Below are 13,225 nucleotides of genomic sequence, written 5' to 3'. Positions count from 1 at the left end.
ACAAACTACATGAACATCGTAATTCTCGACGGCTATACTTTGAACCCCGGAGACCAGGATTGGGCGCCTATTGAAAAATTGGGTAACGTGACGATTTATGACCGCTCAGCGAAGGAGGAGATCGTGGAGCGGGCCAAGGATGCTGAAATATTACTGGTTAATAAGGTCGTGCTTTCCGCTGAAACGCTGGCACAGCTACCGAAAGCGAGGTATATCGGCGTGATGGCCACAGGTTTTAACAATATCGACATTGAGGCAGCCAGAAAACAGGGCATTACCGTCACCAATGTGAAAGCCTACGGTCCGGCGTCTGTGGCGCAGCAGACATTCGCATTGCTTTTGGCGATCGTGAACCGCGTCGAGACGCACAGCCAGAGCGTATTTGCCGGCGATTGGGCAGCTTCCGCTGATTTCTGTTACTGGAAAACGCCCCTTCATGAACTGGCCGGCAAAACCATGGGATTGATCGGCCTCGGGGATATCGGCTCGCAGGTCGCGAAAATTGCCGCGGCCTTCGGCATGAAGGTAATCGCCTACCGGAAACATCCGGTACCGACAGAAGGTGTGGAAATGGTTACGCTGGATGAAATATTCCGGCAAAGCGATGTTATCAGTCTCCATTGCCCGCTTACCGACGAAACAAAAGAGATTATCAACAGGGAGAGCCTTTCAAAGATGCAATCCAGCGCGATTATCCTCAACACCGGCCGCGGACCGCTCATTCACGAGCAGGACCTTGCGGAAGCACTCAGCAATGGTGTGATCGCGGCAGCCGGGCTGGATGTCCTTTCAGTAGAACCCCCAAAAGCCGATAATCCATTGCTATCGGCACCGAATTGCGTAATCACCCCGCACGTAGCCTGGGCGACATTCGAGGCACGCCAGCGTTTGCTGCAAATGGTTGCGGACAATCTGGAAAGTTTTCAATCGGGAAATCCACGCAATGTAGTTTCCTGAAACGGCACAAAAAGCGCCCATAAGATGCGCGTACACTAACAAATCGTGTTCCGGGCCGGAATAATCACGTACCTTTGCAGCGCTAAAATCGCACATCCGGGATGCACAGGCTACGCCAAAGCCCGGAATCTGATATTTTCCAGTTCGTTTTCACTTCGTTGTATGGGTATTGGTTTACTCCTGATTTCGTTTGTCTGTATTTTTGCAATCTTTTTCCTGCGCTCCACCGAAACGGGCGTGTATACCAACTTACGCCGGTCGTTCATCCTGTCGCTGATCGCCAACGCAGGCATTGTATTTATCTACAACGAAACAGCCTCTTTCTTCAACGCAGTTAATACCACATCGGCGCTGGTTTTCTGGGCGATTGAGGCATTGGGAGTGTCCGGGCTGGTTTACTACCTCCATCGCTCGGGGAAAATTGATCTGGAAAAACTGAGCGCGTTGAAATCCGCCTTCCGCCTGGCGGGGTTGGGCACAACCCACAAAATAGTGATCGCTGCCGTTGCGTTGCTATACATGCTGCCATTGCTGTTCCTCGCGATATATGCTGCCCCGAACAACTTTGATTCCCACATGTACCATTTGAACCGGATCCTGATCTGGATTTACAATGGTAACCTCGATCACTTCCCGACCATGCATTTGCAGCAGTTGTATCTCAATGTATTTGCAGAATATATTGTGTTGGATACCGTGCTGCTCTCGGGTTCGGACCAGTTCTCCGGACTGATCCAATTCGGTGCATTCATCGGGTCGATCTGCGGAATTAGCCTGATCACCAAAAAATTCGGCCTGGGGAAAGACGGGCAATTACTGGCGTCGATCTGCTTCCTCACCATACCCATCGGGATTTTTGAAAGCACCAGTACCCAGGTCGACCTCTGCGGGTGCTTTTTCTTCATCGCATTCGTGTATTTCGGGTTTGAATTATTGGAAAAAAAATCGACGCTGGCACTGGTAGCGATGATGCAATCGCTGGCATTCGGCGGGTTTTCAAAATATACGATCCTGATTTTCGCCATACCATTTGCGGTCTACTTCGGTATCCGCATTCTGATGCAATATCGTTTTGCCTATGCCATGAAAGTCCTCGGTGTGGCGCTGGCGCTCATGGCTGTCACCTATTCCCCTTTCTTTTACCGCAACTACTCGCTTTTCGGGCATGTGATGAGCCCATTGCAAAATACGCCGTTCGCTTCCGAGGAGCTGCCTGCCAAAAAGCATTCCGTTGTTTACACCCTGTCGAATGTGATCAAAAACGCGGGATTGAACATCGGTTTGCCCGTGACGAGCTTCAACCAGGCCGTAGACAAACAGATCAGGGCATTTCACGAAACCATCGGCGTAGCCATCGACGATCCCGATCTGAGCGTCGACCCGTTTTCGGTCAAATACTCGGTGCATGAGGATATGATCCCGAACACGATCCATTTCTGGCTGATCGTCGGAATGAGCATTCTCCTGCTATTCCTGCCTTTGAACCGGGATATTAAGTGGTTCTGGACCTGCTCGGCGCTTGGCTTCCTGCTGTTTTGTACATTAATGAAATTCCAGCTCTGGAGCACACGCACGCAAATGCCCCTGTTCGCGATGGGCGCGATCATGATCGCCTGCGTGTACTCGCTGAAACTCCGGTGGAAAGCGATTTACCTGATCGTTCCGCTATTGATTTCTTCCCTGCCATTCGTGTACGGCAACCCCAGTAAAGAGCTTGTCTCCATCAATTTTGTGACACGGAAAGCATTGGGGCATATTCCTATTGCCATTTGCGAAAGCAGTGCAGAAGTAGGAAAAGTGTATGAAAAATACCTGAGCGATTACTACGAATTTCCAGGCAAAGACAACTGCCACCCGTTGAAAAAATGGCCCGATTATGCGGAAAGGACTAAAGTATTTGCATTGCTGGAAAAAGCGGGGTATTACGATCAGGACCGCACTTCCAATATCCTGTCGATGAACCGCGACAGGGCCTATTTTCTGAGCAATCCCGACAATTACCTCAGCTTTAAAGAACTCCGCCCGCACATCCCGGCGGATCGAAATGTAGGTGTGATGTTCCGCAGAAATGTGGGTTACTACCACTTCTGGAGCGCTACCGATAACGACGTGCAGCGCCCGGGCCAGATGGATTACATCCGTTACATGAAAGAATTGGCCCCATTGAAAAACGCGAAGAAAAAATTCTGCTACGAATACATCCTCTCCGACGACCCGACGCTGATCGACTCGTTCATCCCCAAAGGCAACATTGCCCGCATTTATTCGAGCGAGGCGCTTCATTTGGTGGAGTTGAAAAAGGTCAGTTGTGAGAAATATCCTTTTTAAACAAAATGACCCAGGCTGCTCGATCGGTAACCGTACGGATTATGCTGCAAGTAGCACTGGCAATGGCTTCATTTGCCGCTAATTCTCTCTTATGCAGAATTGCGCTCAGCCAAACCTCGACGGATCCGGCGGCTTTTACGATTATCCGGCTGCTGGCAGGGGCGGTCACGCTCAGTTTGATAATCCTGCTGCGCAAGGGTACGCTACGTAACGCCGGCACCTGGCAGGGAGCATTCAGCCTCCTGACCTACGCCATTGCATTTTCGTTTGCTTACGTGAATTTACCCACCGGAACCGGGGCTTTGCTCCTGTTCGGCACGGTACAGGCCACCATGATTATCACCGGCCTCTATCAGGGCGAGCATTTACGCATCATCCAATGGACTGGCCTGCTAACTGCTTTTGGGGGCCTGATAATCCTCGTTGCCCCGGGAATTCACGCGCCCGATCCATTCAGCGCGTTGCTTATGGCCATCGCCGGAATGGCCTGGGGTGTATATTCGTTGCTCGGAAGAAAACAGGGCGACCCACTCACCGCGACCGCCGGTAACTTCCTCAAAGCAGCGCCGGTTTCGTTGCTTTTCCTGCCATTAGCCAACTCCATCGACGCTCAGGGTGCCATCTTCGCAGTAATATCCGGCAGCGTTTCCTCCGGTGTCGGCTACGCGATCTGGTACAGCATTCTGCCTTCGCTCAAAGCTACGCAGGCTGCCTCCGTACAACTGACCGTACCCGTGATTGCCTCTACGGCCGCCGTTTTCATTTTAGGCGAACACGTTACTTTCAACCTCGTGATTGCATCCGTCGCGATCCTGGGAGGCATAGCGCTGGTAATCCTGGGAAGAAAACGGGGCTGATCCCTTTACAAATTCTGCTTCTTTAATTCGTTCACAGCGTGATCAGCCGCTCTTGCCGTCATAGCCATGTAAGTAATGGACGGGTTCACGCAGGAAGAGGATACCATAGCCGCCCCATCGGTCACGAACACATTCTTGCAGGCGTGCACCTGATTGAATTTATTCAGAACAGAGTTTTTCGGGTCTTTACCCATGCGCGCCGTACCCATGTCGTGAATGCCCAGGCCCGGGTGCGTGTCCTGCCGGTTGAACCCGGCCACGTTTTTGAAACCCGCCACTTCCAGCATTTCTACCGCCGAAGCCATCATATCTTTTCGCATCGCCAGTTCATTCTCCCCAAAAGCGGCATCGAAAACGATCATCGGAATGCCCCATTTGTCTTTCTTGTCATTATCCAGAAACATCCGGTTCGACGGATCCGGCAGTATTTCCCCAAAACCGCCAAAGCCCATTGTCCACGTGCCAGGGTGCGACATATCCTCCTTGAAACTGGCACCGAAACCGTTCATCGTGATCCCGCGTTTCCAGTCCGATTTACTTGCACCTCCCTGGTACCCGTATCCGCGCAGGAAGTCCTTCTTATCGGATCCCCAGTTTCTGAAACGCGGTATGTACAATGCATTAGGCCTTTGACCAAAAATGTAATCATTTTCAAAACCTTCGACCGTCGCATTCGCGCCCACGCCCAGGTGATGATCCATGATATTCCGCCCTACCTGATCGCTATCGTTACCCAGTCCGGTTGGAAAACGGCTGGACTTCGAGTTCAACAGCAATGCCGCCGAGTTCATCGACCCCGCATTCAGGAATACGATTTTTGCAAAAAACTCTTCCACAGCCATCGTATGCTGGTTGATCACCCGCACCCCTTTGGCCTTCTGCGTTTTTTCGTCATAGATAATCTCACTGGCGATCGTATCGTGTAAGACAGTCAGCTTGTTCGTCTTCCTCGCGGCCGGTATGGAGCCCGACAACGAGCTGTAATAACCACCATAAGGGCATCCTCTCGCGCATTTGCTGCGGTATTGGCACGATGCCCGTCCGAGATCCGTATGCCATGGCTGCGGCTTGGTAAGGTTGGCGACGCGCCCGATCGTCACGGGGCGATTCAGCTTTTTCATCATTGCCTCCCTGAAATACCGCTCGGGAGCGCTCATCGGCATGGCGGGCAGATAGTGGCCGTCGGGCAAAACCTCCCAGCCTTCCGCCTGACCGCTGATGCCCACAAATTTTTCGACATGCGTGTACCACGGTTCAAGATCTTCATAGCGGATCGGCCAGTCAATTGCAATGCCTTCCCTGGCATTCGCTTCAAAATCCTTTTTATTCATCCGGTACGACTGCCTACCCCAATGCATCGATTTCCCGCCGGTGTGGTAGGCTCTGATCCAGTCGAAAGGACGCTTCTCTATGTACGGATTCTTTTTATCATCTGTAAAAAACGGTCCCGTTTCCTCATTGGCCAGCGTGCCAAAACGGTTATTTGCCCAATATTCCTCCGCCGAATGGATCGAGACCCTTCCTCTGTGCTCAAACTCCCACGGGCCTTTCATGGCCGTGTCATAGTCCTCAATATGCTTCACTTCACGTCCGCGCTCGATCATGAGTACCTGCAAGCCTCTTTCGGTGAGTTCCTTTGCCGCCATACCGCCGGTCATTCCCGATCCGACCACAATCGCGTCGAACGTATGCGCTTTATCTGACTTTAAATTCAAGTTCATGGTGAGATAGGCAATTAGTATGCGAAAGATTTCTGATTAGGCTTCATTTTGATCATTTCCAGCTTGCCGGGAATCGGCACATATTCGAAGGACGATTTGATGCCTTCTTCGGAAGTAAAATACCCCAGCATTGTGAGCTCTTTGATCAGGCGCCAGAATGGCAACCCTTTTGCCTGGGCCGCCATTTGTTCCCGGTCTTCATTATCGCCCATTTTGGTCTGCTGCACCTGATATGCCTTCATTTCCTCAACGGAATCCATTTCGACCTGCTTCAACACCGCCATTTTTTGCTCCGCATTCAAGTTCAGGAATTGCTTCTTTTCCAGATTATCCAATCCGGCCAGGAAACTCTTATGCTCCGGCGTTTTATAACAATCCTGCAACATCATCCCAATGAACGCCGGAACGCCAACGTCCTTTGCTCCGGGCGTTGCCGTCTTCGGAATAATCATTTCAGCGACTTCCGCCACAATCATTTTCTGGCTTTCTGTCAGGCTAAATCCAATCGCAAAACCTTCTGAGGGCGCGCGGTCGTCCCGTCGCTTCATGGCCAGCAGCGTCGGAGCAGACAATGCCCCGCCGAGCATCATCGCAACATGGGTAATGGCAGTTCTTCTGTTCATGGATTGGTTTGGCTAAATGACCGGGCTATAATAAGTGTCAGTACGACGAGTTAAAAAGCACTGTGCTATTTGCCTTTACCTATGCCACGCCATTTTCGTCAAATGAAATGGTGAAAAAGCGTCATTCTTGCGAAAGGCCTAAGCGATTGTTGATTTATAATATCTATCTCTCAGCCAAAAGGCCACATTAACCAGCGCTATCAAGGCCGGTACTTCTACCAACGGGCCAATTACGCCCACAAATGCCTGACCGGAATTGATGCCAAACACACCGATCGCGACGGCGATCGCCAGCTCGAAATTGTTTCCCGACGCGGTAAACGCAATGGACGCGTTCTGTGCGTAATCGGCCCCGCGTGATTTTGCAATGAAGAAACTCATCAGGAACATCACTACAAAATACACCACGAGCGGTATCGCTATCAACGCCACATCCCCCGGCAACTGGACAATCAGCGTCCCTTTCAGGCTGAACATTAAAATAATGGTAGCCAGCAGCGCTATTAAAGTAATGGGAGAAATGAGGGGTAGAAATTTCGTCTCGTACCACTCCTCCCCCTTCAAGGCTGTCAGTCCGATACGACTTAGCATTCCGGCCGCGAAGGGAATGCCAAGGTAGATCCCAACGCTTATTGCAATTTCAGTAACGGTAATATCGACAGCCAGTCCTCTCAAACCGATCAACGGCGGTAAAACCGTAATGAAGAAATAGGCATAGAAACTATACAGCAATACTTGAAACACGCTATTCAGCGCGACCAACCCCGCTGCATATTCCCGGCTGCCTTCTGCAAGTTCATTCCACACGAGCACCATGGCAATACAGCGCGCGAGGCCGATCAGTATCAATCCAACCATGTAATCAGGATGATTGGGCAAAAAGACCACCGCAAGCACGAACATCAGCACCGGGCCGACGATCCAGTTCAGCAGAAGGGAAACAGTCATTACCCGGGTGTTTCGAAAAACCTCCCCCATTTTGTCGTACTTCACTTTGGCAAGCGGCGGATACATCATCAGAATCAAACCGATGGCCAGAGGGATGTTGGTAGTGCCGCTGGAAAATCGATTGATATACCCGGGTACTGATGGCGCGACATTCCCAAGAATGACCCCAAAGGCCATCGCGAGGAAAATCCACAACGTCAAGTACCGGTCGAGGAATCCGAGTTTCTTGCGGTTGGCCGCGGGAGCGCAGTTGTTGGCGGACATTACTTCAGATTATCCTTTACAAAGTTTTCAGAGTATGTTTTGATCTGCTCACGGACGGCCCGGAACGCATTCCGAATCTCCTCCTCAGTACCCGTTGCTTTTGCCGGATCAGGGAAGTTGTAGTGGAATTTCTTGGCATTAGTGGGGAAATAAGGGCAGCGCTCTTTGGCATTGTCACAAACGGTGATGACGAAATCAAAATCGATGTCGCCATATTCATCCACGTTGTTCGACGTATGATTGGAAATATCTATTCCGTCTTCCGCCATGATCGCGACCGCTTTGGGATTCACGCCGTGCGTCTCTACCCCGGCACTGTATACGATGGCCTTGTCTCCGGCAAAATGCCTCAAATACCCTTCGGCAATCTGGCTCCGGCAGCTGTTGCCGGTGCATAGCACTAATACTTTTTTCATGTTTGTTTAATTGATTCCTATGGTTTTACTTCTGCGCTCCAGCAGATTAACATCCCGCCAGACTCCTTTCATTTTGCCGATTTTCTCACGGTAGCCGATGATACGGAAACCATTGCTTTCATGGAGCCTGATGCTTACAGGATTTTCCGGGAAAATACCGGCCTGTAATGTCCAGTAACCCTTGCCCTCGCTTTCGATGATTAAATGCTTCAAAAGCAGATCCCCTATTTTTTGCCCTCTGAAAGCTTCGGCTATATAAATGCTCACTTCGGCCACTCCTGTATAAACGCAGCGTCCTGAAACCGGTGTCAGGGCAGCCCAGCCCGCCACTTCGCCATGATCGGAAACGGCAACGTACCGGAGATTCGCCACATGGGACTGATCCCACACCGCCCATTCCGGCGGGCTTGTTTCGAGCGTTGCCTGACCGGTTGCAATGCCCTGGGCGTAGATATCCCGGACCGCAGGCCAATCGCTGGGTAACAGTTCTCTGATCGTCATCGATATGTTGTTATGATGGTTAATTAGCAACAACCCCCTCCCGGTGTGCAGCAAGACGCTTCCTCAGCGACTACAACCAACTTAGGCTCTTCCTTTTTTTCGGCGGGAGCGCAGCAGGACGCGTCGGCCGACGATGTTCCGCAGCTTTGGTTGCGCGAAAGTGCCTTACACTGCGTGAAGTCGGGAACCAAATTTACCGTAAATGTCTCGCCTTCGGTAACGAACTCGCCGGGGTACATTTGCCGCGTGTCGAACTTCGAATTGCCGAATTCAATCTTCACTATGGCATTGGGGTCCAAAGGCAATGATTTCTCTACGATCCCGACGATTTTAAGCGCCTTGCCCACTTTCATGGAACGGTCAGCTTCTTTCACCGACGGCTCCCAAAGCTGCACGATAACCTCGGTCCAGCTGTTCATCTGACCGCCGCAATCGACCGACACGATCGGCGCCTGCTTGATTTCGGTAATATGATACGAGCTGTCTACGAATTTCCCTGCTTCATATTCAAATTGCAGGTGCAGGTCAGCATTTTGCTCGAGCATACTTTTGAAGTCGCCCCACGTCACCGGACGCCGCGTCACCGGATTTGGTTGATTTGCCATAGTTCAATTGTTATAATGTAATATTACGATTAATTTACTCAAAAAAATACCCGCTTAATTGCAGCAGGTAACCTGTTCAAAGGATTCCAGTATTGAGCCAAAGGCCTGTCTTGCCTCTTCCCACACCGGTGGATTGATGCAATAGCAAACGCGTGGAGGGTTAATCTCTCCCTGGATGATGCCTATTCGCTTCAACTCCTTCAAATGCTGAGACACGGTTGCCTGGGCAAGGTCCAGTTCATCCACCAGGTCGCCGCAAACACATGCCTTGCGCGCAATGAGCAGCTGCAAAATTGCCACCCGCGCAGGGTGTGCAAATGCCTTCGCCAGATCCGCGATCCGGTTTTGTTGCTCGGTAAATATTTCCGTTTTCGTAACTCCCATGATGCAAACATAAGAGAAAAAAATTGCATCGCAATATTACGATTCATTTTCCCCGAATAAATTTACGGGAGCATCATATCTACGATAGACTTGTGATCCATTGTCTTACCAAAGGCCCCTCCCGGAATGCCAGACCGATAGAAATGAAAAGGGGCCGAGAATCTCCCGGCCCCTTCGCAAATTTATTTTTACCCCCTATTTCGATATCGTCGAAACGGTGCCGGCGGTCATTAATGTGGAAAGTTGTTTTTCAAATTGCTCCATTTTCTCCTTCAATGACTGCGTTTCGGCTTTCATGGACGCCTCTGCAAGTTTCAGGCTTTTATTCTCTGCTTTTAAAGCTTCAACTTCTTTGATTAAAGCCTGGATTGCAATCAGGTTTACGCCGTCAAAATCGGCCTGGTTAATGGACTTATCTTCCCCGATTGTTCCCAATCCGTCGTGCCCGAAGGCTGCAAAGAAGTCCTGTGCCATCGGTCCATAGTGGCGGTATCGCTTCGCGTCCTGCCCCTTATAGTTCCAGCTTCCCAGCCGCATGCCGCTTATCTTTTTCAGAAACAGCGCGCCATCGGTAGTACGAAAGTTTTCTTTGCGTGTCGAGTCGGATATCACCGACCACGCATTGGCATTGGGTAAGAGCTGTGCTCCGACCGGGGAATTCTCCTGCCGGGCGCTGCTGGTATACAACATATAACCGCCTGCAAAATGCATCATCATCTGGTTAATAGCTGTGGTGTTGTAGGTACAGCCCAAACAATTACTATCATCGCCAATAACAAATGACCCTCTGTGATTTGCTATGACAGAAGAACCCATAGCTGTTGATTTATTCCCACTTGCCGTTGTAAAATAACCCAAGGCAGTTGAACTTTCCCCACTTGCCTGCGGGCCAAATCCCATAGCCGTTGAATAGTCCCCGCTAGCTTTGGTCATCGCACCGCTGGCGAAGGAATACCAGCCTGTATTCGCATTATCCCAACGGGTGTAGTTGTTTTCGTCATTAGAGATCCCGCCGGCCCGAAAGGCACCCTTGCTACCATACCAGATCATTTTGGGTATAGTCCGTGACGAGTTTGGGATCGGTGATTTTACACCTGCAGTATCGGCTCCGAATAGTACTGTTTTTCCCGCCGCAACATTCAAAAAAGCTTTGGGTTGTGTTAAACCTATCCCCACCTGGGCCTGGACCTGTAATGAAATAAGGAGCAGCACGATGAGTGCTGCCAGATGATTTAATGATTTGAGACGCATTCCAAGCTGAAAGTTTGCAGTATTTAAGTTTTCCATTTCTGAACTGAGTTTAAATAGGTTATTGTTTGATGAATTCGATTGTTGCTGTACTTCCATTGTTCAAAAGCAGTTGTACCACATAAAGCGATAGACGAGTGCTACAACTGCTAATGCCATATCTTGCTGTAAGTAAACTCCTTTTTACAAAACCATCGAGCATCATAGGTCGCTATGCTCATAAATTATCTGGAAACTTCCCGACGGATTCTATAAATTGCCTTTTTAACAAACACATCTCCGCATGCCGCATACTACCTCCAACCCGAAGATCCACGAAGGCCGCAACTTGAAGCGCTTCCGCGAAATGCTTGGTGCGCCCGTAAAGGCCATTTGATAATTGTACTTTGGCAAGTACCAGGCAAGTATTCCGAGAGCCTGTCATCATCCGGCTTATCCTGAGGGGAAACCCAAAGGGGAGTGCAGCATGCCGGAGAAGACATAAGTCAGGAAGGTACCATTCTGCGACTGAATGTCAAGATGAAAGACAGATATGAGGATAAAATCCAGACTGATTCAATGTTAGTCCAAGCGGGGGGCCTCGCACCTGCGGCGCAAGGTACCTGCAAGCGTCGCACTGTAACAACGTCGGTCCACCCGAGCAGGACAGGCGGCTGGAATAAGTTACAGCGTAACTGCAATAAGCAGAAAAGGACAGAAAACATATCCGACAATCTGTCAAGCTATTATCAAGTGAGTAAACGGGGATTGCCTAAACCGGAATGCGCAACAAAAGCTATGAAGCAAAGGCTTCTGAATATCCGGCAGGGCAACGGAGCTTCCGTAGTAGTCCGCGCAGGGGAAAGCCCTGTACATGGCGAAGGGAAGCAGCTATTATCGTTTAGTAGGTGCTGACGGAAGATGTGAGAGACATTGAGAAATCCGGCAGCAATACTAAACAGTCTGGCCAAACGCCGCACAGACCCTTCTTACCAATACCACCGGCTGTACCGCAACCTCTTCCGGGAAGACTTGTTCCATCTGGCCTACCAGCGTATCTACGCCAAACCGGGCAATATGACGCCAGGGTCCGATGGGGAAACCATCGACGGCACCAGCCTGCAACGAATTAGAAGTCTTATCGATAGCCTACGCAATGAGACTTACCAGCCCTGTCCCTCACGAAGGATATACATTCCAAAAGCCAATGGGAAGACGCGTCCGCTAGGCATCCCATCCTTCAACGACAAACTCGTCCAGCAGGTTGCACGCATGGTCATGGAAGCCATTTTCGAGCCTCAGTTCGAACCCAGTTCGCACGGTTTTAGGCCCGGGAAAAGCTGCCATACTGCCCTCAAACAGGTACAGAACCGGTTCACCGGTGTTAAGTGGTTTATAGAAGGGGACATCGAAGGCTTCTTTGACAACATCGACCACCATCTGCTGATTGCTATGCTCCGCGAGCGCATCAGCGATGAGCGTTTTCTTCGCCTGATCGGCAAGTTCCTCAAAGCGGGGTACATGGAAAACCAAACCTTCCGGCCCACTTACAGCGGCACGCCCCAGGGCGGCATTATCAGCCCGCTTTTGGCCAATATCTATCTGGACAAATTCGATAAATACCTCAATGAGTATGCAGAAGGGTTCCTAACCGGAAAAAGACGGGTTGTTAACCCAGCCTACAACCGGCTTTCGATGGAAAAAATCCACCTATCGCGCAGGCTTAAAGAGCAGCCAGATAGCCAGATACGCAAAACATGGCAGGAAAGGATCAAAACCATTGAGACGGCAAAGCTTGCCCTGCCCTACACGGACGGGATGGACAGCGGCTATAAAAGGATAAAATACGTCCGCTACGCCGACGATTTTCTTGTCGGTGTAATAGGCAGCAAAAACGACTGCCTGCGCATCAAGGAAGACCTCGCTCGTTTCCTGGCAGAGAAACTAAAACTAACCCTCTCGCCCGCCAAGACGCTGGTCACCCATGCAGCAAAGCCTGCCAAATTCCTGGGCTACCACGTCCATGTCCGAAAATGTTTGGACACAAAACGCAGCAAGGCAACCGGGGCACTCAGACGGGCATACAATGGAAAGGTAGTGCTGACCATGCCAACGGCCACAGTCCGCAAACGCTTACTGGCCTACAAGGCCATGAAAATTGCCAAACTTACGGGGCAGAAAAATGGAAGCCCACCGGCCGCGCAAGGCTGCTCAATAATGACGATCTGGAAATCCTCAACTGCTACAATGCAGAAGTCCGGGGCTTTGCCAACTACTACTCCATAGCCAACAACGCCGCATCCCTGCACAACTTCCGGTACATTATGGAATACAGCATGTACAAGACATTCGGAAGGAAATACAGGTGTTCAATAAGGAAGGTACTACACAAAT

General features: G+C 50.5%; 12 protein-coding genes and 1 pseudogene. 5 read left to right on the top strand and 8 right to left on the bottom strand.

The genetic code is table 11. The features are described 5' to 3' along the window. Positions 1–9: 9 nt before the first annotated feature. The 3 genes from CLV60_RS04445 (at position 10) to CLV60_RS04435 (ending at position 4,142) form a co-directional block, all read left to right on the top strand. The gene (locus CLV60_RS04445; RefSeq protein WP_106594185.1) at positions 10–957 is read left to right on the top strand and encodes a D-2-hydroxyacid dehydrogenase; all 948 of its coding nucleotides are present in this window, start codon (positions 10–12) and stop codon (positions 955–957) included. Between the two features lie 162 nt (positions 958–1,119). After that, on the top strand, positions 1,120–3,285 hold the full coding sequence (locus tag CLV60_RS04440) for a glycosyltransferase family 39 protein (RefSeq protein ID WP_106594184.1): 2,166 nt from the start codon (positions 1,120–1,122) through the stop codon (positions 3,283–3,285). 5 nt (positions 3,286–3,290) lie between these two features. Next, on the top strand, positions 3,291–4,142 hold the full coding sequence (locus tag CLV60_RS04435) for a DMT family transporter (protein WP_106594183.1): 852 nt from the start codon (positions 3,291–3,293) through the stop codon (positions 4,140–4,142). Between the two features lie 5 nt (positions 4,143–4,147). Here the strand turns inward: CLV60_RS04435 and CLV60_RS04430 are convergent, their stop codons facing one another. The 8 genes from CLV60_RS04430 to CLV60_RS04395 all read right to left on the bottom strand — a co-directional run bounded on the left by CLV60_RS04430 (position 4,148) and on the right by CLV60_RS04395 (position 10,951). After that, positions 4,148–5,863 (bottom strand): GMC oxidoreductase, encoded by a 1,716-nt coding sequence (locus tag CLV60_RS04430; protein WP_106594182.1) that lies wholly within the window; start codon positions 5,861–5,863, stop codon positions 4,148–4,150. A gap of 14 nt (positions 5,864–5,877) precedes the next feature. Next, positions 5,878–6,486 (bottom strand): gluconate 2-dehydrogenase subunit 3 family protein, encoded by a 609-nt coding sequence (locus CLV60_RS04425; protein WP_106594181.1) that lies wholly within the window; start codon positions 6,484–6,486, stop codon positions 5,878–5,880. Between the two features lie 138 nt (positions 6,487–6,624). After that, on the bottom strand, positions 6,625–7,698 hold the full coding sequence (arsB, locus tag CLV60_RS04420; protein ID WP_106594180.1) for an ACR3 family arsenite efflux transporter: 1,074 nt from the start codon (positions 7,696–7,698) through the stop codon (positions 6,625–6,627). Further along, positions 7,698–8,114 carry an arsenate reductase ArsC gene (locus tag CLV60_RS04415; protein ID WP_106594179.1) on the bottom strand — a complete coding sequence of 139 codons (417 nt, stop codon included), beginning with the start codon at positions 8,112–8,114 and terminating at the stop codon, positions 7,698–7,700. The genes arsB and CLV60_RS04415 overlap by 1 nt, the downstream gene beginning before the upstream one ends. Positions 8,115–8,120: 6 nt before the next feature. Further along, complete coding sequence (locus CLV60_RS04410) at positions 8,121–8,615, bottom strand: GNAT family N-acetyltransferase (RefSeq protein WP_106594178.1); 495 nt, start codon at positions 8,613–8,615, stop codon at positions 8,121–8,123. Positions 8,616–8,638: 23 nt separating this feature from the next. Continuing rightward, a complete protein-coding gene (locus CLV60_RS04405; RefSeq protein ID WP_106594177.1) occupies positions 8,639–9,220 on the bottom strand; it encodes a DUF6428 family protein in 582 nt (193 codons plus the stop codon). Between the two features lie 54 nt (positions 9,221–9,274). Next, a complete protein-coding gene (locus tag CLV60_RS04400) occupies positions 9,275–9,604 on the bottom strand; it encodes an ArsR/SmtB family transcription factor (RefSeq protein WP_015811411.1) in 330 nt (109 codons plus the stop codon). A 195-nt stretch (positions 9,605–9,799) separates the two neighbouring features. Beyond that, positions 9,800–10,951 carry a tail fiber domain-containing protein gene (locus CLV60_RS04395; RefSeq protein WP_106594176.1) on the bottom strand — a complete coding sequence of 384 codons (1,152 nt, stop codon included), beginning with the start codon at positions 10,949–10,951 and terminating at the stop codon, positions 9,800–9,802. A 957-nt stretch (positions 10,952–11,908) separates the two neighbouring features. On the opposite strand from CLV60_RS04395, the gene CLV60_RS34960 reads away from it, so the two are divergent. Both CLV60_RS34960 and CLV60_RS35145 read left to right on the top strand, forming a co-directional pair. Next, on the top strand, positions 11,909–13,117 hold the full coding sequence (locus CLV60_RS34960; RefSeq protein WP_445438691.1) for a reverse transcriptase/maturase family protein: 1,209 nt from the start codon (positions 11,909–11,911) through the stop codon (positions 13,115–13,117). Next, a pseudogene (locus tag CLV60_RS35145) lies at positions 13,033–13,221 on the top strand (group II intron reverse transcriptase/maturase); the annotation flags it as partial. The gene CLV60_RS34960 and the pseudogene CLV60_RS35145, both read left to right, overlap by 85 nt. Positions 13,222–13,225: the final 4 nt, after the last annotated feature.

The sequence above is a fragment of the Dyadobacter jiangsuensis genome, from assembly GCF_003014695.1.
GTDB lineage: Bacteria > Bacteroidota > Bacteroidia > Cytophagales > Spirosomataceae > Dyadobacter > Dyadobacter jiangsuensis.
Note: the sequence above shows the minus strand (reverse complement) of the source record. Positions and strands in the feature narration are given on the sequence as shown.